Raw genomic sequence first — 20,174 nt, 5'->3', positions numbered from 1 at the left:
TGCGCCGTCACACACCGCATCGCGCCCGCGCCGCGGCTCTCCTAGGCTCTTGAACAAGGGCGGCCGCCCGTACCTGTTTCCATGCCAGGCACCAGCAGACGCCGCGAGCCCGCGCGAAAGCCTTCAGATCAGAGAGGCAGCCACCATGCCGGTCGATCCGACAGACCCGGAGACGTTCGAGGACGAGAGCGACACCGCCGAGATCGACGTGGAGGCGCCGGAGGCGGACGCCGCGGAGCAGTACACCGAGCTCGCGCCGCACGGCGACGACGCGCTCCCCGGCGCGGATCCGGACTCGGCCAACGAGGCCGACCGGGCCGAGCAGGCGCGGGTCGTCGAGATCAACGAAGACGAATACCGATGACCTGGGGCGTTATGTCGGGTTGCGCGCACGGCACCGGGGAGAAATTCTCGCCCCATGCCGCGCACAGCCCCGTTACCCAAAAGTACGATGGCGGGCGCGGTGCACCACCTTGTACGGACCGCGGACGGAACGACTTCTGGGAGGCAGCGTGAGCGCCATCGAGCAGACCGAGGCGGCGCGCCCGCGGGGCACACGCCTGCCACGCCGCGCCCGGCGCAACCAGCTCCTGGGCGCGGCCCAGGAAGTGTTCGTCGCGCAGGGTTACCACGCGGCCGCGATGGACGACATCGCCGAGCGCGCGGGCGTCAGCAAGCCGGTGCTCTACCAGCACTTCCCGGGCAAGCTGGACCTCTACCTCGCGCTGCTGGACCAGCACTGCGAGGCGCTGCTGCAGGCGGTCCGCACGGCGCTGGCGTCGACGACCGACAACAAGCAGCGGGTCGCGGCCACGATGGACGCCTACTTCGCCTACGTCGAGGACCCGGGCGGCGCGTTCCGGCTGGTCTTCGAGTCGGATCTGACCAATGAGCCGGCCGTCCGCGAGCGGGTGGACAAGGTGTCGCTGGAGTGCGCCGAGGCGATGGCCGAGGTGATCGCCGAGGACACCGGCCTGTCGCAGGACGAGTCGATGCTGCTCGCGGTGGGCCTGGGCGGGGTCTCCCAGGTGGTGGCGCGCTACTGGCTGTCGTCCGGGAGCAAGGTCCCCCGGGAGACCGCGGTGGCGTTGCTGACCTCGCTCGCCTGGAAGGGCATCGCCGGCTTCCCGCTGCACGGCAGCGACGTCCACTGACCCCGCCCGACGGCACACCCCCGGCCGGCGCGCGGGCGCCGGTCCGCCCGGCCGTGTTCGCTGCGGGCGTGGGGCGCGGCGTCCTGCGCGTCCCCGTACCGGGCTAATCTGTGCTGCATACGGCGCGGATGGCCGCGCACCCTCCCCCAGCCCACGCTGGGGGCCGGACCGTCGGAGGGACATAAGCCGTGGAGGTCAAGATCGGCGTGCAGTACGCGCCCCGCGAGATCGTTCTCGAGAGCTCGCAGCCTGCCGAGGAGGTCGAGCGCGCGGTGGCCGAGGCGCTGGCCGGCAAGTCGGAGCTGCTGAAGCTCGAGGACGAACACGGCCGCAAGGTCCTGGTCCCCGCGGACCGGCTGGCCTATGTGGAGCTCGGCGAGCCGACCGGCCGCAAGGTCGGTTTCGGCGCGCTCTGAGTGGCGGAGGCGCCGGCTGAGGCGCTCGCAGCCCAAGGCGGCGGCCCGGGAATTTTCTCCCGGGCCGCCGCCTTTTCGCAGTTCAGGCCGTTCGGGTCGGTCCGGGTCCGCTGATCAGGCAGGTGATCCGGGACAGGAGGGTTGCTGCCATGGGCCCTTGGGTACGACCGCCTACGACCGATTTGTTCGTCCGGTCGGTACGGAAACCGGTCGGCGCGGACCACTTCGGTACGGGATGAGCGGAATCAGCGGCACCGTCTCGCCGGCACCGCGCCATCGGCGTCGACACGCGGCCCATTACCGGCACGCGGGAGGGAACAGCATGATCTGGGAAGCGCTCGGAGCGGTCCTCATCGGCTTCGTCATCGCCCTGTCCGCCATGCGCCGGCTGCCCGACCGCTTCCCCGCGCGCACCCTCACCCTGGCGACGGGCCCGGCCGCGGCGCTGCTCGGCGCGCTGCTGACCCGCTCGATCCTCGGCCCCGGCCACCCGGTCCAGGTCCTGGTCGCCGCGGTCGCGGTGGGCGCGGCCCTGCTCTCCGTCCTGGTGCGCCCCGCACACCCCCGCCTCCGGCGGCCGGCCGCGCCCCTGAAGGGCCACCGGACGGCCTGCTGACCGAGGCGGACGGCCAGCTGACCCGCCCGGCCCCCTCGCCGGGGCGCCGGCGTCAGGCCGCCAGCCCCAGCGCCGCCATCCGCTTGGTGTGCGCCTCGGTGATCCGGGAGAACATCCGGCCCACCTCCGCCAGGTCGAAGCCGTCGGCGACCCCGCCCACCAGCATCGTGGAGAGCGCGTCACGGTCCGCGACGACCCGCTGGGCCTGCGAGAGCGCCTCGCCCATCAGCCGCCGCGCCCACAGCGCGAGCCGTCCGCCGACCCGCGGGTCGGCCTCGATGGCCGCGCGCACCTTCTCGACCGCGAACGACGCGTGTCCGGTGTCGTCCAGCGCGGCCAGCACCAGGCCGCGGGTGTCCGAATCCAGCCGGGCCGCGACCTCCCGGTAGAAGTCACTGGCGATCGAGTCGCCGACGTACGCCTTGACCAGTCCCTCCAGCCAGTCCGACGGCGCGGTCTGGCGGTGGAACTCGTCGAGGGCGCCGGCGAACGGCTCCATCGCCTCGTTCGGCTCCGCCTCGATCTGCGCGAGCCGGTCCCGCAGCCGCTCGAAGTGGTGGAACTCGGCCGAGGCCATCTTGGCCAGTTCGGCCTTGTCGTCCATCGTCGGTGCGAGCTTGGCGTCCTCCGCCAGACGCTCGAAGGCGGACAGCTCGCCGTACGCGAGCGCGCCGAGCAGGTCGATCACGGCGGCCCGGTACTGCGGGTCGGCGGATGCCTGCGCCCAGTTCTGGGCGGCGATCCCGGTGGTTTCTTGCGCGTCGGCAGCGGCGTTGTCAGGCGTTCCCATGACCGGCACAATAGCCCGCTCAGCGGCGCGGGGAAGGCCCTGCCCGGCCACTTCCGATCACCGGCGGGAACGCCGTGCGGAGCCGCCCGCCGGGCGGCGCGCGACGACGTGATGTATTCCTCACTCATACATGCCTTCGGATGGGTACGCGCTATCCGGGGTACAGTGGTATTGGACCTGCCGGTAACCGGTGGGTCGTTCCACGAAGCGGATGCCCGGTCGGTGGCCCGATCGGCTCCAAACCGACCGCCCTCCCCCGCGGCGCGTACGCGACGTACGCACAGCAGGAGGGACACCGCTCGCGGCAGGAGTGCCTGAGCGTTGGCAGTGGTCCCGCCCCACCGGCCGCCATCTGGCCGGGCCCGTGCGAAACCGTACGACGGAGCGGTACGACCCCCTTCGCCGCCTCACGCCGCGTCTCACAGAAGAGGCAAGATCCTGTCCACGTTTCGAGACCTCGGAATTTTCCCCGAGACGGCCGAAGCCCTTGAGGCCGTCGGCATCATCTCCCCCTTTCCCATCCAGGAGCTGACGCTCCCCGTCGCCCTCTCCGGCAACGACGTCATCGGCCAGGCCAAGACCGGCACCGGCAAGACTCTGGGCTTCGGCCTGCCGCTCATCGAGTGCGTCCGGGTCCCCGCCGACATCGAGGCGGGCCGCGCCCGGCCCGAGGAGCTGACCGACGCGCCGCAGGCCCTCGTGGTGGTCCCCACCCGCGAGCTGTGCACCCAGGTCACCAACGACCTGCTCACCGCCGGCAAGGTCCGTAACGTCCGGGTGCTGGCGATCTACGGCGGCCGGGCCTACGAGCCGCAGGTCGAGGCCCTCCAGAAGGGCGTCGACGTCGTCGTCGGCACCCCGGGCCGCCTGCTGGACCTGGCCGGGCAGAAGAAACTGGATCTCTCCCACGTCCGCACCCTCGTGCTGGACGAGGCCGACGAGATGCTCGACCTGGGCTTCCTGCCCGACGTCGAGAAGATCATCCAGCTGCTGCCCGCCAAGCGGCAGACCATGCTCTTCTCCGCGACCATGCCGGGCCAGGTCATCTCCCTCGCCCGCCGCTACATGTCGCAGCCCACCCACATCCGTGCCACCGCGCCGGACGACGAGGGCGCGACGGTCGCCAACATCACCCAGCACGTCTACCGGGCGCACTCCCTGGACAAGCCGGAGATGGTCGCCCGCATCCTGCAGGCCGAGGGCCGCGGTCTGGCCATGGTCTTCTGCCGCACCAAGCGGACCGCCGCCGACATCGCCGACCAGCTCTCCCGGCGCGGCTTCGCGTCCGGCGCGGTGCACGGCGACCTCGGCCAGGGCGCCCGCGAGCAGGCGCTGCGCGCCTTCCGCAACGGCAAGGTCGACGTCCTGGTCTGCACCGACGTCGCCGCCCGCGGTATCGACGTCGAGGGCGTCACGCACGTCATCAACTACCAGTCCCCCGAGGACGAGAAGACCTACCTGCACCGCATCGGCCGCACCGGCCGGGCGGGTGCCAAGGGCACCGCGGTCACCCTCGTCGACTGGGACGACATCCCGCGCTGGAAGCTGATCAACAAGGCGCTGGAGCTCCCGTTCGACGAGCCGGAGGAGACCTACTCCACCTCTCCGCACCTCTACGAGCAGCTGGACATCCCCGAGGGCACCAAGGGCGTGCTGCCGCGCGCCGAGCGCACCCGGGCCGGGCTCGCCGCGGAAGAGGTCGAGGACCTGGGCGAGACCGGCGGCCGCGGCCGCGGTTCCCGCCGGGGCGCCGAAGCGACGGAGGAGCGCCCCCGGCGCACCCGTACGCCACGGCAGCGCCGCCGTACCCGCGGCGGCGCACCGGTGGACGGCCCGGCCACTCCGGAAGCAGCAGGGGGCGCGGCGTCAGCCGCTCCGGTGATTGGGGCCTCCCCTGCTCGAGCGGAACCGAGAGCTCGGGGAACGGTGCTTGCACCGGACGGGTCGACGGATGCCGCCCCCACCGAGGCCGGTGAACCCCGTCAGCCGCGCCGCCGCCGTCGCACCCGGGGCGGCCAGTCCGCCGGCGTGCCGGTCGCCGGGGCCGACGCCACGGAGACCGCACCGGCCGCCGACACCGAGGTGAGCGCCGAGGCCGCCGAGGCTCCGGAGGTGCCCGCCCAGCCGCGCCGCCGCCGTCGCACCCGGGCCGCCCGCCCGGAGACCGCCGAGGCGTCCGAGGCCGCGGTGGCGGCCGTCGACACGGCGGAGGGCCCGGCGGCCGCCGCTGAGGCCGAGGCTCCGGCCAAGCCGCGCCGCCGGACCCGCACCGCCGCCGCCAAGGCCGCCGCGGAGACGGACGCCGCCCCCGAGGCGGCGGAGGACGCCGCGCCGGCCAAGCCCAAGCGGGCGCGGAAGGCCACGAAGACCGCGGCCGCCGCGGAGAAGACGGCCAAGGCCCCCACGGCTGAGGCTCCCGCCGAGGCCCCCGCCGAGGACGCCCCGGCCAAGCCGAAGCGCACCCGTAAGTCCGCCGCGGCCAAGCCGGCCGCCGGGACGGCGGATGCCGCCGAGGCCAAGCCGGTCCGCCGCCGGACCCGCGCCAAGGCCGCCCCGGCCGAGGCAACGCCCGAGAGCTGACGCCCGGCACCGGCCGACGGCCCGGCCCCGCTCCCCGCGGGTGCCGGGCCGTCGGCATCTCGCCCCGGCTCCCCCGCCGGCCCGGATAACCTCGGCCCATGAGCAAGCCGCCGACCCTGACGCTGCCCCCGTGCGCCCGCGCGTACCGGCTCGGCACCGACCGCGGGGCCTTCGCCGTACACGACGCCCGTCCCGAGGGCGGCACGCAGATCGGGACCGTGCTGCTGGTGCCCGGGTTCACCGCCGGCAAGGAGGACTTCATCGCCCTGCTGGCGCCGCTGGCCGCGGCCGGTTTCCGGGCGGTCGCGGTGGACGGCCGGGGCCAGCACGAATCATCCGGCCCGCGCGATGAACAGGCCTACAGCCAACGGGAGTTGGCCCTCGACGTACTGGCCCAGGCGCGGGCGGTCCAGGCGTCCGACGGCGGCCCGCTGCACCTCCTGGGCCACTCCCTGGGCGGGCTGATCGCCCGGGCCGCCGTACTGCTCGACGCGGCCCCGTTCGCCTCCTTCACCGCCCTCAGCTCCGGGCCGGCGGCCATCGACGCGCCCCAGCAGGCCCGGGTGCGGATGCTGATCGACGCACTGGGCTCGCTGGACATGGAGAGCGTCTGGCGGGCGATGCGCAAGCTGGACCCCCCGGAGGCGGCGGATGACGCGACGCCCCCGGAGATCCGCGCGTTCCTGCACCGCCGCTGGCTCAACACCGTCCCCGAGCAGCTGATCGCGACCGGCCGCCAGATGCTGGAGGAACCCGACCGGGTCGCGGAGCTGGCCCGCACCGGGCTGACCACCCATGTGATCTCCGGAGCCGTGGACTACGCGTGGCCCGTACCGTGGCTGGACGCCATGGCCGAGCGGCTCTCCGCGCACCGCACGGTCATCCAGGGCGCCGAGCACTCCCCGAACGCGGAGCGCCCGGAGAGCACGGCGGAGGCCCTCACGGCTTTCTGGACCGACGGCCGCCCGGCCGCGCGGCGGACGCAGCGGATTCATTAGACGGGTAAAAAATTTCGTTAGCGTAGGGAATTATTGCTCCCTGTCAGTCGTTGACCCCTACGGAGCCCGGCAACGAAGCCCGGCCCGCACACTCAGTTCTCCGCAGGAGGATCGGACGAAGGGAGAAGCCCGTATGCGCTTCGAGATCATGCGCCTGGACGATGTCGACGGCACCGCCGTGGACAGCACCGTCGTGGACGCCGCCTCCGTCAACCGGATCGTGCAGCAGGCCGCCGCCACAGGCCAGCGCATCTACATCCGCCCGGCCGACACCGCCGCCCGTTAACACCGACGCCCGCTGGGACCACCTGGTACCCACACCACGGCGCCCCCGTACGGACCTGCCGTACGGGGGCGCCGACGCGTGCTGCGGGATGAGGCGCGTGCTGCGGCGACAAGGCACGTGCTGTGGCGCTCACGCGCCCTCGATCACCTGCAGTACCCCGTTGATGATCTGCTGCACCGCCAGCGCCGAGAGCATCATGCCCGCCAGCCGCGTCACCAGGACCACTCCGCCGTCCTTGATCACGCGGATGATCACCAGCGAGAACCGCATCGCCAGATACAGCACGAGGTGAATCGCCACGATCGCCGCCCAGACCGAGACCTGGCCGGCGATCCCGTGCGCGTGCTGCACCGCGAGGATCACCGACACGATCGCGCCGGGCCCGGCCAGCAGCGGCATGCCCAGCGGCACCAGCGCCACATTGACATCCTTGGTCTGGGTGGGCTCCTCCGACTTCCCGGTCAGCAGGTCCAGCGCGACGAGCAGGAGCAGCAGTCCGCCCGCGATCATCAGCGCGGGCGTCGAGATGTGCAGCCGGCCCAGGATCTGCCGCCCGAAGAGGCCGAACACGGCGATCACACAGAAGGCGACGGTGGCCGCCTGCCAGGCCATCCGGCGCTGGACCTTGGCCGGCCGGCCGGAGGTCAGGGCGAGGAAGATCGGGGTGATCCCCGGGGGATCCATGATCACGAAGAGAGTGACGAAGAGGGTACTGAAGACGGCGACGTCGAACACGGTGCAGGCCTTGCCAGAGGTGGTACGGACGAGCGGACGCACGGACCTGCGCGGCGCACGGGCCCGTACAGGGGCCGGGGCGGCGGGCGGGACCGAAAGAAGGAGAAGTTAGGTGAAGTGAGGTGGGTGAGGGGGGACGGGAACAGGGACGGCGAAGGGCCGTCCGCTCATCCGCCCGTGCCGGGAACCGGGAAGGCGCCGGTCGCGCGGCGCACGATCTCGCCGTAGATCTCGGGGTCGGTGGTGTACTCGCCGAGCCGGCAGGTCTTGCGGCTGCCGTGGTAGTCGCTGGAGCCGGTGGTCAGCAGGCCGAGATCGGCGGCCATCGCGCGCAGTCGGGCGCGGGTCGGTGCGTCATGGTCCATGTGGTCGACCTCGATGCCGTCGAGGCCGGCCGCGGCCAGCTCGGCTATCACGCTCTCCGGTACGCAGTGGCCGCGCTTGACGGCCAGCGGGTGCGCGAAGACGGTGACCCCGCCCGCGCCCTTGACCAGCCGGATAGCCTCGAACGGGTCGAGTTCGTGCTTCTCCACGTAGGCCGGTCCGTCGTGCGAGAGCAGCGTACGGAAAGCCTCGTCGACGGAGCGGACCACGCCCAGGTCCATGAGGGCGGTGGCGATGTGCGGGCGCCCCACGGCGCCGTCCCCGGCGATCCCGGCGACCTGCTCCCAGGTGACCGGCATGCCCAGGTCACGCAGCTTGGCGACGATGGCCCGGGCGCGCGGCACCCGGTCGTCGCGGACCAGCTCCCGCTCGCGGGCGAGCTCGGGCTCCTCGGGGTCGAAGAGGTAGGCGAGCATATGGAGGCTCACGCCGTCGATCCGGCAGGAGAGTTCGGCGCCGGTGACCAGCGTCAGCCCCTCGGGCCGCGCGGCACGCGCCTCGGCGTGGCCGGCGACGGTGTCGTGGTCGGTCAGCGCGATGACATCCAGCCCGGCCGCGGCGGCATTCCGTACCAGCTCGGCGGGGGTGTCCGTACCGTCGGAGGCCGTGGAGTGGGTGTGCAGATCGATGCGCACGACGCGGACTCCAGACTTCGCGGGACGGACAGCGGGACGGCTACGGGAACCGGCACCGGGCGCGGGTCACGTAGCGGGACCTCTGAAGGATACCGGGCGGGTGCCCGGCACCGGCCGGTGAGCAGGCCCGTCAGCCCAGGATCCGCAGCGTCAGCCCAGGATCCGCGGTGAGAGCGCCCCGCACGGCACCAGATCCACCTCGGCACCCGCCTCGCGCAGGTCCGTGAGCACCAGCTCGTCGTACATCAGCATCCCGGACTGCTCGGGCCAGGCGATCGCCCACAGCCACAGCCCGCGCGCCTCGCCCGCGAACACCGCGCGGTCCGGCGGGGCGCCGTCGACGTGCCACAGGGGGGTGGGGCGGCCCGCGGCGAGCACCTTGGCCTGCGGCGGCTTGTCCACGCACATGTGGGGGCCGGGGTCCGGGCCGTCCATCCCGGCGTAGCGCGCGCCCAGTCCGACGCCCAGTTCCTCGGCGATCAGCAGGAGTTCGCCCGGTCCGCCCAGCGGTCCGGGGCCCGAGCAGGCCACCGCGGTCGCCCGGCCGCCGCTGCGGTCGTCGCCCGCGTACGCCACACCCGTGAAGAGCCAGCCGAGCGGCAGCGGCCAGGGCATCCACACCGGCACCTGTGAGCGGTGTACGACGACGCCGAGCGCCTCGACGCTCGGCGGGACGACCGGCTGGAGCGGGTGCACGGTGCCGTGCACGGCGCACTGCCAGGTGTCGGAGAAGAGGCCGGGCGCCCGCACCCGGCCTCCGCACTTCGGACAACTGGGTTCGCCCCTCATAAGGACCAACAGTCCTCCAGGCCCGCCATCGCGTCAAGGACGATCACTCGACCGGTGCGCCCAGGGCCGGTCAGGTCAGCGGTACGCCCGTACGGAGCGGGTCCCGCAGGTCCGTACCGTGCCGCAGCCAGCGCTCCTGGAGGGCCTCGGCGCCGTGCACCCGCTTCCAGGCGGCCTCGTTGGGTGTCATGGGCAGCAGCGGCAGGAACCGCACCGGGTCGCTCGGAGCGTCCAGCTCCAGATCCTCGATCAGCCCGCCCGGCTCGGCGACCAGGACCGAGGTGAAGGGCGCGCCGGGCCACAGCGGCCCGCCCACGTCCAGCGATCCGCCCGGCGCCACGACCACCCCCTCGACCTGCGGGGACGCGGCGAGCACGGCGAGCGCCCTGAGCACCTTGTCGGTGTCCGCGCGGCCGGCACGTACGGACAGCACGAGTTCGGCGCGGGGGCCGCGCAAGGGGTCCGCGATCACGATCGAAAGGGGCGCGGCGAAGCCGCTCGTTGAGGGGCGGTGGTCGGGCGAGGCGCCGGCCGGATCGGTCATGGGCTGTGCGGACATTCCGAGCGTGGCGTACCGCACCACATCGCCGTCCACGAAGCGGAGCACCTCGATACGGTCGGTCCCGAGGAAGGTCACCGCGGCCCGTGCGTCCGGCTCGCCCAGGCTCGTCCGCAACCGTGCTTCGACCAGCTCAAGAACGTCAGACATGCCGCGAGCATAGGACGCGAGCAAGGGGGGCGAGGGGCCGGTGTCGACGTACCGGGGGTTCGGTGGCGAAGTGCCGGCGGTTCGGCATGGAGGCGCCCGGGGGTTCGGTATCGAACAGGCAAAGTAGCGCCTTATCGCATCAGGCGACTGATAACCTTGCCGTCTGGTCAGCGAATGACGTCGTCCCCCAGCGGGGACCGGCCGGAGGAGGTGGGGCTGCGGTGGATCCGAGTCGACCGTGCAGTACCGATAGTTCTCCCGCCATCCCGCTCGCGCATCGCGTCTCCTGACCCGAGAGCTTCCGTACCCCGCCGCCGCGCGGCGAAACCAGGGAAGCGCCTTTGCGCCCGACGGAGATGACGGAAGAGCGCCTTCGACTCTTTGTTCCGTGTCTCTGCGAACTGCCGTCAGTGTTCCGCACCACGCTCTGCCCGTACCTCCCCGCCCGCCGTCGGCGCGGCGGGGCAGGCATGGCAGCGGACGTACAGTCAACGCCGCTTGTACGCCCCCGCTCCGGGCGGCGCCGCGCCGTGCGCCGGCAGCTGACGGCCGGCCCGTGAAGGAGCCAGCCATGTCGATGATCCGCGACCTGCGCGCCGCCGTCCGCCCGTCCCGGCGCCGCGACGCCGCCGCGTACCACTGCGAGAACTCCGCCCCGGCGGTCTGCGTGAACAGCGCCGTCGTCGACTGCGGCGTCTACCGCGAGGGGCGCCGGGTGAGCGACCACGTCACCCCGGCCGAGGCGATGGCGCAGGTCCGGGCCGGCGGCGGCTTCATCTGGATCGGGCTGCACGAGCCGACGGAGGCCGAATTCGCCGGTATCGCCAAGGAGTTCGGGCTGCACCCGCTCGCCGTCGAGGACGCCGTCCACGCCCACCAGCGGCCCAAGCTGGAGCGCTACGACGACATGCTGTTCACCGTCTTCAAGACGGTCCACTACGTCGAGCACGCCGAGCTGACCGCGACCAGCGAGGTGGTGGAGACCGGTGAGGTGATGTGCTTCACCGGGCGGGACTTCATCGTGACCGTGCGGCACGGCGGCCAGGGCTCGCTGCGGGCGCTGCGGCACCGGCTGCAGGACGACCCGGAGCTGCTGGCCAAGGGGCCGTCCGCGGTGCTGCACGCCATCGCCGACCAGGTCGTCGACGGCTATCTGGCGGTGGCCGACGCCGTCCAGGACGACATCGACGAGGTGGAGATCGACGTCTTCAGCTCGGGGACCAACGGCCGGGGCAACGGCCCCAAGGGCCCCGCGAAGGGCGGCGACGCCGGGCGGATCTACCAACTCAAGCGTGAGGTACTGGAGTTCAAGCGGGCCGTGTCACCGCTGCTGCGGCCGATGCAGCTGCTGAGCGAGCGGCCGATGCGGCTGATCGACTCCGACATCCAGACGTACTTCCGGGACGTGGCCGACCACCTGGCGCGGGTCAACGAGCAGGTGCTGTCCTTCGACGATCTGCTCAACTCCATCCTGCAGGCCAACCTCTCCCAGGCGGCGGTCGCGCAGAACGAGGACATGCGCAAGATCACGGCCTGGGCGGCGATCTTCGCGGTACCGACGATGATCGCCGGGATCTACGGCATGAACTTCGAGTACATGCCCGAGCTGAAGTGGAAGTACGGCTATCCGGCGGTGCTGGTCGTCACGGTCGCCATCTGCTTCGGCATCCACCGGGGGTTCAAGCGGAACGGGTGGCTGTAGCCCCACCAGCAGCCCCATCGGCAGCGCCATCGGCAGCCATTAGGCTGAGCCGTATGACGGAGACCGTGTCGCAGGCCCTGCAGGATCGGGCGCTCATCGAGGAGGCCACGAAGAAGTCCGGCCTCATCTGGGTGCGGGGGACGACGGGCCCGGCCCGTGCGCTGTGGCACGTCTGGCACGACGGCGCCGCCTGCCTCGTGGGCGGCCCCGGTGAGCAGCCGCTGGCCGACCTCGGGCTGGCCGACGGCGGCCCGGCGACGGTCACCGTGCGCAGCAAGGACAAGGGCGGCCGGCTGGTCGCCTGGGAGGCCAGGGTCGTCGAGCCGGCGCCGGAGAGCGAGGCCTGGCAGGCCACGGTCGAGGAGCTGAAGGGCAAGCGGCTGAACGCACCGGACGCGGACTCCCTCACCGCGCGCTGGGCGCGTGAGTGCCGGGTGCTGCGTCTGGAGCCGTCCTCCGGCGAGGCGGCCCAGCGCCCCGGCCGGATGCCGGAGGGCGCACACGCCGCACCGCCGCTGGCGTCCGCCGCGATCACCCGTCGCCCCATCCCGGCCGCACTGCCCAAGCTGCTGCGCCGGGGACGGAAGGGCTGACCGGCGCCCCACCACGGGAACACCTCCCGCTGCCACGGATGCGCCCCGTCACTTCGGGAATGCGCCCCGCCGCCACGGGAATACCTCCCGCCCTCCACCACGTTGTGGCCCCGCAGGGGGGCCTTTCGACCCCTACGGGATCTGTTCGACCGCCCCGTAAGGGACAGCCCCCCTGAAGGCACCCCCCGTAAGGGCGCCCCCGTAAGGGCATCCCCCCATACGCTCAGCCGGTGGCGGAGATCTTGCTGCCGTAGTCCACGACCTGATCCTTGGGCGGGGGCTTGAGGTCCACGCTCTTGCCCCAGTCGGCGAGCCGGAGCTCCCCCGCACCGCCGGCCCGCTGCAGCCGCAGCGGGTAGGGCGTGCCCTCCAGGGAGACGTCCAGGGTGCCGCCCGTTCCCGCGCCGGCGGTGAGCCGGATGGTGCGGGTGCCGTCGACCGTGCCGCGGTCACCGGCCGTCAGTTCACCGTGCAGTCCCAGCAGGCCGGCGAGCAGGGTGGCCTTGTCGGTGAAGCCGCTGAAGCGCTGGTAGACCGGGTCGGCGGCAGGCACCTTCACGTACTTGCCGCCGAGCTTCCGCGCCGTTTCGGGGTCGGGCACGCCGGACCCGCCGGACGAGCCGTTCTTCCCCGCGGCCTTCTCTCCGGCTTTCCCTCCGGCCTTGTCGCCGGGCTTCTCTCCGGCCTTCTCGCCGGGCTTCTCCCCCGGCTTCCCGGCCCCCTTCTCGCCGGCCCAGAAGGCGGCGTCGGCCTTCAGGTAGAGCTCACGGCCGACCCGCAGCAGCTGGAAGCCGGCGGACCGGGTGGTCAGCCCGCCCCGGGCGCCGTCCTTCGCCAGGCTCATGTCGAGCGTGTACGTCACGCCCTTGCTGACGACCTTGCCGGAGAGGTGAACCGTGGCGGCGTGCTCGGCCGCGGCCCGCGCCTTGGCCTCGATCGTCGCGGGCGGCAGCTTTCCCACCCCGTTGGTGCCGGCGTCCGGGTCCTCGCCCGCACAGCCCACCAGCGCCGCGGACAGCGCCGCGCAGGCCACCCCCACCAGCGCGACCCGTCCGGTACGGCGAACCTCCGGCACAGGCGCCGGAGGGCGGGGGCCGGCCCCGGGGGGGATTGCGCTCACGTCGGCTCTGCCTCCTGATGCGGGTGACCTCGACAGCAGACGGCAGCGTACCTGGGCCACGGGAACAGCGGCAGCGGCCCGGAGAGGCTCGCGAGGCGTCACCCTGCGGCCTCACTTCCCGGGGCGGTGGAGACCCGGACGCGTTAGCCTGAACCCGACTTCAGGCCGTATTCCGGTTCATGCCGTATTCGTCCTCCGGCGTCCTCCGGCTCCGGTTCGTGCCGAGCGCCGTGTGCCGTCTGCCGCACTCCGGGCGGCGTACGCCGGGCGCCGCGCACCGCGCACCGGGCGCCGCGCACCAGGCGGCGGACGACGGACGACGAGGACGGGAGAGACGGGGAGAAAGGGCGGCGCTCGGTATGGCGGTGGTGACTCCCCGGGTCTTCGTCTCCCATCTCTCCGGCAGCGCGGTCTTCGACCCCAACGGCGACCAGGTCGGCCGGCTGCGGGACCTCGTCGCGCTGCTCCGGGTCGGGGCCCGCCCGCCGCGGCTGCTCGGGCTGGTCGTCGAGGTGATCAGCCGGCGCCGGATCTTCGTCCCCATGACCCGGGTGACCGGCGTCGAGTCGGGCCAGATCATCATCACCGGCGTGATCAACATGCGGCGCTTCGAACAGCGGGCGTCGGAGACGCTGGTGCTCGGGGAGCTGCTCGACCGGCGGGTGCGGCTGGTGGAGACCGGCGAGGAGGTCACCGTCCTCGACGTCGGCATCACCCAGCTGCCCGCCCGGCGCGACTGGGAGATCGACAAGGTCTTCGTACGGAAGGGCAAGGGCGGGGCGCTGCGACGCAGGGGAGAGGCGCTGACCGTGGAGTGGTCGGCGGTGACCGGCTTCTCGCTGGAGGAGCACGGGCAGGGCGCGGCGAGCCTGCTGGCCACCTTCGAGCAGCTCCGCCCGGCCGATCTGGCCGGTGTGCTGCACCATCTCTCCGCCAAACGGCGCGCCGAGGTCGCCGCGGCGCTCGACGACGACCGGCTCGCCGACGTCCTGGAGGAGCTGCCGGAGGACGACCAGATCGAGATCCTCGGCAAGCTGAAGGACGAGCGGGCCGCGGACGTCCTGGAGGCGATGGATCCGGACGACGCCGCCGACCTGCTCTCCGAGCTGCCGGAGGAGGAGATGGAGCGGCTGCTGGACCTGATGCGGCCGGAGGAGGCGGCGGACGTGCGGCGGCTGATGTCGTACGAGGAGCGCACGGCGGGCGGGCTGATGACCACCGATCCGATCGTGCTGCGCCCGGCGGCGACCGTCGCGGAGGCGCTGGCCCGGGTCCGCGACCCGGACCTCTCCCCCGCGCTCGCCGCCCAGGTCTATGTCTGCCGGCCGCCGGATGAAACCCCCACCGGCAAGTACCTGGGCCTGGTGCACTTCCAACGGCTGCTGCGCGACCCGCCGTTCACCCTCGTCAGCTCGATCGCCGACACCGACCTGCCGCCGCTGCCGCCGGACACCGCGCTGCCGGAGGTGACCAGCTACCTCGCCGCGTACAACATGGTGGCCGCGCCGGTCGTCGACGAGAGGGGTGCCCTGCTGGGCGCGGTCACCGTCGACGACGTCCTGGACCACCTGCTGCCGGAGGACTGGCGGGAGGACGGGCTGCACGGCGAGGGCCTGCCCGGCGAAGGCCTGCGCGGTGGCGGTTTGCCAGGCGGCGGATTGCCCGGTGGCGGGCTGCCCGGCGGGAGGACGGCCGGCGATGGCTCCTGAGGACCGGGACGGCAGGGAGCGCGGGCGGGCGAACGGCGCCTCGGCGGTCCGGCGGAACGCCGCCGTCGACCGGCCGCGGGTGCGCCTGGACCTCCCGCGCCTGCCCCGCCGTACGTTCCTGCCGGAGTACGACCCCGAGCTGTTCGGGCGGATGTCGGAGCGGATCGCCCGCTTCCTGGGCACCTGGCGGTTCATCGCCTGGATGACCGGCACCATCATCACCTGGGTCCTGTGGAACGTCGCCGCGCCCGGCCCCCTGCGGTTCGACCAGTACCCCTTCATCTTCCTGACCCTGGCCCTGTCACTCCAGGCCTCGTACGCGGCCCCGCTGATCCTGCTGGCGCAGAACCGCCAGGCCGACCGGGACCGGGTCGAGATGGAGCAGGACCGGGTGCAGAACGAGCGCTCCATCGCGGACACCGAGTTCCTCACCCGGGAGATCGCGGCGCTGCGGATGGGCCTGGGCGAGGTCGCCACCCGCGACTGGATCCGTGACGAGATCCAGGACCTGCTGCGGGAGCTGGAGCTGCGGCAGCTGGTGGAGGCGGAAGGGGAGGAAAGCGACCGCTGACGGGAGCGATGAAGGCGACGAACGCGACCGCCGGCCGGAGTGATGAAGACGACCGCTGACGGCCTTTCCGGAGGTCGCCTCACGCGGCGTAGCATCGGGGCATGGCTGCTACCGACATGCCCACAGGCTCCGCGCCGGGCGAGGACGCGATCCGGGCCGCACTCGCGACGGTGAACGACCCCGAGATCCACCGCCCCATCACCGAACTGGGGATGGTCAAATCGGTGGACATCGCGGCGGACGGCACGGTGGCGGTCGTGGTCTACCTCACCGTCTCCGGCTGCCCGATGCGCGAGACGATCACCAACTCCGTACGCGACGCGGTCGCCGGGGTCGAGGGCGTCACCGGCGTCCGGGTCGAGCTGGACGTGATGAGCGACGAGCAGCGCAAGGAGCTGGCCGCCTCGCTGCGCGGCGGCACCGCCGAGCGCGAGGTGCCGTTCGCCCAGCCCGGCTCGCTGACCCGGGTCTACGCCGTCGCCTCCGGCAAGGGCGGCGTCGGCAAGTCGTCGGTGACGGTGAACCTGGCGGCGGCGATGGCGGCGGACGGCCTGAAGGTGGGTGTGGTCGACGCCGACATCTACGGCCACTCCGTACCGCGCATGCTGGGCGCCGACGGCCGCCCGACCCAGGTCGAGAACATGATCATGCCGCCGTCGGCGAACGGCGTGAAGGTCATCTCGATCGGCATGTTCACCCCGGGCAACGCCCCGGTCGTCTGGCGCGGCCCGATGCTGCACCGCGCCCTCCAGCAGTTCCTGGCCGATGTCTACTGGGGTGACCTGGACGTTCTCCTGCTGGACCTGCCGCCGGGCACCGGCGACATCGCCATCTCGGTGGCCCAGCTGGTCCCGAACGCCGAGATCCTCGTCGTCACCACTCCGCAGCAGGCCGCCGCCGAGGTCGCCGAGCGGGCCGGTTCGATCGCGGTACAGACCCACCAGAAGATCGTCGGCGTGGTCGAGAACATGTCCGGGCTGCCCTGCCCGCACTGCGACGAGATGGTCGACGTCTTCGGCACCGGCGGCGGCGAGCGGGTCGCCGAGGGACTGACGCGGACGACCGGCACGCAGGTGCCGGTGCTCGGCGCCATCCCGATCGACGTCCGGCTCCGTGAGGGCGGCGACGAGGGCAAGCCGGTCGTGCTGACCGACCCGGACTCCCCCGCCGGCTCGGCGATCCGCACCATCGCCGGCAAGCTGGGCGGCCGCCAGCGGGGTCTGGCGGGGATGTCGCTGGGCATCACCCCGCGCAACAAGTTCTGAGACTCCTGACGTCGCGCGCCCTGGCTCGTACGGGGGCCCGAGGGGCTCCTTGGTACCTGTTGACGCGCGAAGGGGGCGGACCCCCGGGATCCGCCCCCTTTGTCATGCACCGGCGCGCTCTCGGGCTCCGTACGCGCCGAGGTCTCCGACCGGCCGTCAGCGCCGGTTACTCTCGGTACGACGTAATGTCCTTGACGACGGAAAAGCCCAGGCGGTGGCAGCGCAGCCGGCGTCCTCGCGTCTCCGACCGGCCGTCAGCGCCAGTTACTCTCGGTACGACGTAATGTCCTTGACGACGGAAAAGCCCAGGCCATAGGCGCTCATCCCCCGCCCGTACGCGCCGATGTGCACCGCGTCGGGGCCCTCGCTCGCCGAGCCCGCCAGGACCCAGCCGTACTCGGACTCGCGGTAGGCGAACGAGGTCGGCACCCCGTCCACCGGCAGCATCAGCTCGCTCCAGCCCCCGCCCCCGAGGTCGTCGGCCAGCTCCCAGGCGAGCATCGTCTGCTGGTCGAGCCAGTCCTGGCGCAGTGAGCGCTCCATCTGGGTCGGCCAGGTGTGGGCGAGCAGCCCCGCGCCGGCGAGCCAGGCGGCCGTCGATACCGACGTGGCCTCCAGGACACCGGTGCCGTCGGCGCTGCGCCGTACGGGGCGGCTGGCGACCGTCACCACGACCGCGAACCGCTCGTCCTGCGGCGACTCCACCTTGATGGTGGGCTCCTCACCATGCCCGGTGGCGCCGTGTTCGACGGTTCCGTCCGCGGCCGCGCCGACCTGCATCAGCCAGCGCGGACCGTTGAATGCCTCGTCGAGGCCGTACCACGGGAACGCTGCCAGCAGGTAGCCGTCGACCTTCCGGCCGGCCGTGGTGGTCGCCTCGTGTTCCGCTGTCCGACTCGTCGTCTCCATCTGCGCGGAGCCTCCTTGTTGCCCTGTGTCGTGGGCGGCCCGCCCCCCTCAGGCGACCAAACCCCGGACACCCGGAGCATAGCCATATGGTCAACACAGCCCGGACATGCCGGAGTGTGTCAGGTGGCGTCGGCGTCGAACGGCGGACGCTCGTCCGGCCCCGTGTTTCCGGCCTTCTTGAGCAGGTCGGGACGGCCGGCGGCGGCCGGGGGCTCCTTGGAGAGGCTCAGGGGGGAACCGCCGCCCGCGGACGCGGCGGAGGAGCCGCCGTCGCGGCCGGTCACGACGTCGGCGACCTCGTTCATCTCCTGCTTGAGGTCGAAGCCGTTCCGGATCTCGGCGAGCTCCTTGAGGCCGTACTCGTCCTTCTCCAGGACGTGCTTGCGGACGAAGTTCTTGGGCTTGAGGTCCTCGAACTCGAAGTCCTTGAAATCGGGTCCCAGCTCGCTGCGGATGTCTTCCTTGGCGCTGTCGGAGAACTCCCGGATCTTCCGGATGACGCCCATGACGTCCTGGATGACCTTGGGGAGCTTGTCCGGGCCGAAGATGAGCACGGCGAGGACCACGATCGCTACCGCCTCCAGGGGTCCTATGTCGAAGAACACCGTGCAGCTCCTTGGGTCATCCGCGGCCTCCGTCGGCCCGGGGACCAGGCCGGCTATCACGGTACCTGGCCCCGCACGCCGCACGGGAGTCACCCGTGCCAACACCGCGCGAACGGCCGGTCCGGTCAGCCGGCGGTCTCCGGGCAGCCGACCGTGTCCGACAGCCAGTGGTGTCCGGTCAGCCGGCGGTGTCCGGTCAGCCGGCGGTGTCCGGCGGCCAGTGGTGTCCGGTCAGTCGGCCGGTGCCCGGTCAGTCGGCGGTGGAGGACCCCAGTGTGAGCCGCACGGACTGCTCCTTGCCGCCCCTGTCCAGGGTCAGCATCAGCGTGTCGCCCGGCCGGTGGCTGCGGATCTTCACGATCAGCTCCTCACCGCTGTGCACCGCGGCGCCGTCCACCTTGGTGATCACGTCGCCTGCCCGGATCCCGGCCTTGGCGCCGGGGCCGCCCGGGGAGACCGGCTCCCGGCCGCCCTTGCCGCGCCGGCTGACCCGCGCGCCGTCCCCGTCGTACTCCATCTCGAGCGTGACGCCGATTACCGGGTGCGTGGCCCGGCCGGTGTTGATCAGCTCCTCGGCCACCCGCTTGGCCTGGTTGACCGGGATGGCGAAGCCCAGGCCTATGCTGCCGCCCTGGCCGCTGTCCGGTCCGCTGCCGGTGTCGGCCGCGCGGATGGCGCTGTTGATACCGATCACCCGCGCCTTGGCGTCCACCAGGGGGCCACCGGAGTTACCGGGGTTGATGGGGGCGTCGGTCTGCAGCGCGTCCACGTACGAGATGTCGCTGCCGTCGCCCTTCTCGCCGCCGGCGGTGATCGGGCGCTCCTTGGCGCTGATGATCCCGGCGGTGACGGTGTTGGCGAGGTCGTACGGTGCGCCGATCGCCACGACCGGGTCGCCGACCCGCACCGTGTCGGAGTTCCCGAGCGTGAGCGGCCGCAGTCCGGTGACGCCCTGGACCTGCACGACGGCCAGATCGTAGCCCCCGTCCCGCCCGATGACCCTGGCCTTCGCGGTCTGTCCGCCGCTGAACGTCACCGAGATCTCGCCGCCGGTGCCGGCCGGCTCCACGACGTGGTTGTTGGTGAGGATGTGTCCCTGCCGGTCGAGCACGAAGCCGGTGCCGGTGCCCTGCTCGCTGTTGCCCCGGACGTGGATCGTGACCACCCCGGGCAGCGCGGCCTGCGCGATCCCGGCGACGCTGCCGGGATTGCGGCCGCCCGCGTCCTCGCCCGCCTGCGGCAGCTCGATGTCGCTGAGTCCGCCGTAGCGCTCGACATAGGCGCCGACCCCGCCGCCGATCCCGCCGGCGAGCAGCGCCAGTGCCACCGCGCCGACGGCCAGCGGCCCGCGCCGGCCGCGGCGGGCGGCGGGCGGCGGTACGGCCGGGCCGCCCTGGAGGGGCGCGCTCCACGGGTCGTACTGCTGCCAGGCGCCCTGCCCGGCGGGGGCGCCGGGGGGACCGGCAGGAGCAACGGGGGGACCGGCGGGGGCACCGAAGGCCTGGTCGGGGCCTTGGCCGGGCGGCGCGGCGGGCTGCGGCTGCGGCTGCGGCTGCGGCTGCGGCTGCGGCTGCGGCTGCGGCTGCGGCTGCGGCTGCGGCTGCGGCT

Annotated in this window: 21 protein-coding genes; 12 read left to right on the top strand and 9 right to left on the bottom strand. The window is 72.7% G+C overall.

Annotated features, from left to right (window positions below; translation table 11 throughout):
- Positions 1-145 precede the first annotated feature (145 nt).
- From AZE13_RS03045 to AZE13_RS03030, 4 genes are all read left to right on the top strand, one after another.
- The gene (locus tag AZE13_RS03045) at positions 146-364 is read left to right on the top strand and encodes a hypothetical protein (RefSeq protein WP_066926477.1); all 219 of its coding nucleotides are present in this window, start codon (positions 146-148) and stop codon (positions 362-364) included.
- A gap of 148 nt (positions 365-512) precedes the next feature.
- Positions 513-1,154 carry a TetR/AcrR family transcriptional regulator gene (locus tag AZE13_RS03040; protein WP_066926475.1) on the top strand — a complete coding sequence of 214 codons (642 nt, stop codon included), beginning with the start codon at positions 513-515 and terminating at the stop codon, positions 1,152-1,154.
- A 188-nt stretch (positions 1,155-1,342) separates the two neighbouring features.
- Positions 1,343-1,570 (top strand): DUF3107 domain-containing protein, encoded by a 228-nt coding sequence (locus AZE13_RS03035; RefSeq protein WP_066926474.1) that lies wholly within the window; start codon positions 1,343-1,345, stop codon positions 1,568-1,570.
- Between the two features lie 322 nt (positions 1,571-1,892).
- The gene (locus AZE13_RS03030) at positions 1,893-2,186 is read left to right on the top strand and encodes a hypothetical protein (RefSeq protein ID WP_066926472.1); all 294 of its coding nucleotides are present in this window, start codon (positions 1,893-1,895) and stop codon (positions 2,184-2,186) included.
- Between the two features lie 52 nt (positions 2,187-2,238).
- On the opposite strand, the gene AZE13_RS03025 is transcribed toward AZE13_RS03030, so the two are convergent.
- A complete protein-coding gene (locus AZE13_RS03025; protein ID WP_066926470.1) occupies positions 2,239-2,976 on the bottom strand; it encodes a ferritin-like fold-containing protein in 738 nt (245 codons plus the stop codon).
- Between the two features lie 327 nt (positions 2,977-3,303).
- On the opposite strand from AZE13_RS03025, the gene AZE13_RS03020 reads away from it, so the two are divergent.
- The 3 genes from AZE13_RS03020 (at position 3,304) to AZE13_RS36700 (ending at position 6,840) form a co-directional block, all read left to right on the top strand.
- The gene (locus tag AZE13_RS03020; RefSeq protein WP_079123641.1) at positions 3,304-5,556 is read left to right on the top strand and encodes a DEAD/DEAH box helicase; all 2,253 of its coding nucleotides are present in this window, start codon (positions 3,304-3,306) and stop codon (positions 5,554-5,556) included.
- 98 nt (positions 5,557-5,654) lie between these two features.
- Positions 5,655-6,554, top strand: a complete 900-nt coding sequence (locus AZE13_RS03015) for an alpha/beta fold hydrolase (RefSeq protein ID WP_066926466.1) — start codon at positions 5,655-5,657, stop codon at positions 6,552-6,554.
- A 133-nt stretch (positions 6,555-6,687) separates the two neighbouring features.
- Positions 6,688-6,840: a hypothetical protein gene (locus tag AZE13_RS36700; protein WP_093485054.1), complete on the top strand. Its 153-nt coding sequence runs from the start codon at positions 6,688-6,690 to the stop codon at positions 6,838-6,840.
- Positions 6,841-6,969: 129 nt separating this feature from the next.
- Here the strand turns inward: AZE13_RS36700 and AZE13_RS03010 are convergent, their stop codons facing one another.
- From AZE13_RS03010 to AZE13_RS02995, 4 genes are all read right to left on the bottom strand, one after another.
- Positions 6,970-7,575: a MarC family protein gene (locus tag AZE13_RS03010; protein WP_066927188.1), complete on the bottom strand. Its 606-nt coding sequence runs from the start codon at positions 7,573-7,575 to the stop codon at positions 6,970-6,972.
- A 167-nt stretch (positions 7,576-7,742) separates the two neighbouring features.
- Positions 7,743-8,594, bottom strand: a complete 852-nt coding sequence (locus AZE13_RS03005; RefSeq protein ID WP_066926464.1) for a PHP domain-containing protein — start codon at positions 8,592-8,594, stop codon at positions 7,743-7,745.
- 150 nt (positions 8,595-8,744) lie between these two features.
- Complete coding sequence (locus AZE13_RS03000; protein WP_066926462.1) at positions 8,745-9,383, bottom strand: DUF6758 family protein; 639 nt, start codon at positions 9,381-9,383, stop codon at positions 8,745-8,747.
- 70 nt (positions 9,384-9,453) lie between these two features.
- A complete protein-coding gene (locus AZE13_RS02995; RefSeq protein ID WP_066927186.1) occupies positions 9,454-10,092 on the bottom strand; it encodes a suppressor of fused domain protein in 639 nt (212 codons plus the stop codon).
- Positions 10,093-10,663: 571 nt separating this feature from the next.
- Between AZE13_RS02995 and AZE13_RS02990 the strand changes: the two genes are divergently transcribed.
- Both AZE13_RS02990 and AZE13_RS02985 read left to right on the top strand, forming a co-directional pair.
- Positions 10,664-11,794 (top strand): magnesium and cobalt transport protein CorA, encoded by a 1,131-nt coding sequence (locus AZE13_RS02990; protein WP_066926460.1) that lies wholly within the window; start codon positions 10,664-10,666, stop codon positions 11,792-11,794.
- Between the two features lie 53 nt (positions 11,795-11,847).
- Positions 11,848-12,387, top strand: a complete 540-nt coding sequence (locus tag AZE13_RS02985; RefSeq protein WP_066926458.1) for a hypothetical protein — start codon at positions 11,848-11,850, stop codon at positions 12,385-12,387.
- 223 nt (positions 12,388-12,610) lie between these two features.
- On the opposite strand, the gene AZE13_RS02980 is transcribed toward AZE13_RS02985, so the two are convergent.
- Positions 12,611-13,507 carry a hypothetical protein gene (locus AZE13_RS02980; RefSeq protein ID WP_079123640.1) on the bottom strand — a complete coding sequence of 299 codons (897 nt, stop codon included), beginning with the start codon at positions 13,505-13,507 and terminating at the stop codon, positions 12,611-12,613.
- A gap of 359 nt (positions 13,508-13,866) precedes the next feature.
- Between AZE13_RS02980 and AZE13_RS02975 the strand changes: the two genes are divergently transcribed.
- The 3 genes from AZE13_RS02975 to AZE13_RS02965 all read left to right on the top strand — a co-directional run bounded on the left by AZE13_RS02975 (position 13,867) and on the right by AZE13_RS02965 (position 17,052).
- Entirely contained in the window at positions 13,867-15,216 is a 1,350-nt protein-coding gene (locus AZE13_RS02975; protein ID WP_258527572.1) for a magnesium transporter MgtE N-terminal domain-containing protein, read from the top strand.
- Positions 15,206-15,787: a DUF1003 domain-containing protein gene (locus AZE13_RS02970; protein ID WP_066927182.1), complete on the top strand. Its 582-nt coding sequence runs from the start codon at positions 15,206-15,208 to the stop codon at positions 15,785-15,787. The genes AZE13_RS02975 and AZE13_RS02970 overlap by 11 nt, the downstream gene beginning before the upstream one ends.
- 101 nt (positions 15,788-15,888) lie before the next feature.
- Positions 15,889-17,052 (top strand): Mrp/NBP35 family ATP-binding protein, encoded by a 1,164-nt coding sequence (locus AZE13_RS02965; protein WP_066926454.1) that lies wholly within the window; start codon positions 15,889-15,891, stop codon positions 17,050-17,052.
- 264 nt (positions 17,053-17,316) lie between these two features.
- Here AZE13_RS02965 and AZE13_RS02960 read toward each other — a convergent pair whose 3' ends face one another.
- From AZE13_RS02960 to AZE13_RS02950, 3 genes are all read right to left on the bottom strand, one after another.
- Positions 17,317-17,961 (bottom strand): hypothetical protein, encoded by a 645-nt coding sequence (locus AZE13_RS02960; RefSeq protein ID WP_066926453.1) that lies wholly within the window; start codon positions 17,959-17,961, stop codon positions 17,317-17,319.
- Between the two features lie 119 nt (positions 17,962-18,080).
- A complete protein-coding gene (locus AZE13_RS02955; RefSeq protein ID WP_066926451.1) occupies positions 18,081-18,566 on the bottom strand; it encodes a sec-independent translocase in 486 nt (161 codons plus the stop codon).
- Positions 18,567-18,816: 250 nt separating this feature from the next.
- Positions 18,817-20,174, bottom strand: a 1,358-nt coding sequence (locus AZE13_RS02950; protein WP_079123639.1) for a S1C family serine protease, incomplete at its 5' end; no start/stop codon positions are given.

Source organism: Streptomyces sp. NBRC 110611, from assembly GCF_001590865.1.
Classification (GTDB): Bacteria; Actinomycetota; Actinomycetes; order Streptomycetales; family Streptomycetaceae; genus Streptomyces.
The sequence above is the reverse complement of the archived record's forward strand: the minus strand, read 5'-3'. Positions and strand labels throughout refer to the sequence as shown.

What these genes read in the sequence shown, in the direction of transcription:
- AZE13_RS02990 (WP_066926460.1), top strand. Translation starts at nt 10,664, where the DNA reads ATGTCGATGATCCGCGACCTGCGCGCCGCCGTCCGCCCGTCCCGGCGC.
- AZE13_RS02985 (WP_066926458.1), top strand. Translation starts at nt 11,848, where the DNA reads ATGACGGAGACCGTGTCGCAGGCCCTGCAGGATCGGGCGCTCATCGAG.
- AZE13_RS02960 (WP_066926453.1), bottom strand. Translation starts at nt 17,961, where the DNA reads ATGGAGACGACGAGTCGGACAGCGGAACACGAGGCGACCACCACGGCC.
- AZE13_RS03025 (WP_066926470.1), bottom strand. Translation starts at nt 2,976, where the DNA reads ATGGGAACGCCTGACAACGCCGCTGCCGACGCGCAAGAAACCACCGGG.
- AZE13_RS03015 (WP_066926466.1), top strand. Translation starts at nt 5,655, where the DNA reads ATGAGCAAGCCGCCGACCCTGACGCTGCCCCCGTGCGCCCGCGCGTAC.
- AZE13_RS02995 (WP_066927186.1), bottom strand. Translation starts at nt 10,092, where the DNA reads ATGTCTGACGTTCTTGAGCTGGTCGAAGCACGGTTGCGGACGAGCCTG.
- AZE13_RS03045 (WP_066926477.1), top strand. Translation starts at nt 146, where the DNA reads ATGCCGGTCGATCCGACAGACCCGGAGACGTTCGAGGACGAGAGCGAC.
- AZE13_RS36700 (WP_093485054.1), top strand. Translation starts at nt 6,688, where the DNA reads ATGCGCTTCGAGATCATGCGCCTGGACGATGTCGACGGCACCGCCGTG.
- AZE13_RS02970 (WP_066927182.1), top strand. Translation starts at nt 15,206, where the DNA reads ATGGCTCCTGAGGACCGGGACGGCAGGGAGCGCGGGCGGGCGAACGGC.
- AZE13_RS02975 (WP_258527572.1), top strand. Translation starts at nt 13,867, where the DNA reads ATGGCGGTGGTGACTCCCCGGGTCTTCGTCTCCCATCTCTCCGGCAGC.
- AZE13_RS02965 (WP_066926454.1), top strand. Translation starts at nt 15,889, where the DNA reads ATGGCTGCTACCGACATGCCCACAGGCTCCGCGCCGGGCGAGGACGCG.
- AZE13_RS03000 (WP_066926462.1), bottom strand. Translation starts at nt 9,383, where the DNA reads ATGAGGGGCGAACCCAGTTGTCCGAAGTGCGGAGGCCGGGTGCGGGCG.
- AZE13_RS03030 (WP_066926472.1), top strand. Translation starts at nt 1,893, where the DNA reads ATGATCTGGGAAGCGCTCGGAGCGGTCCTCATCGGCTTCGTCATCGCC.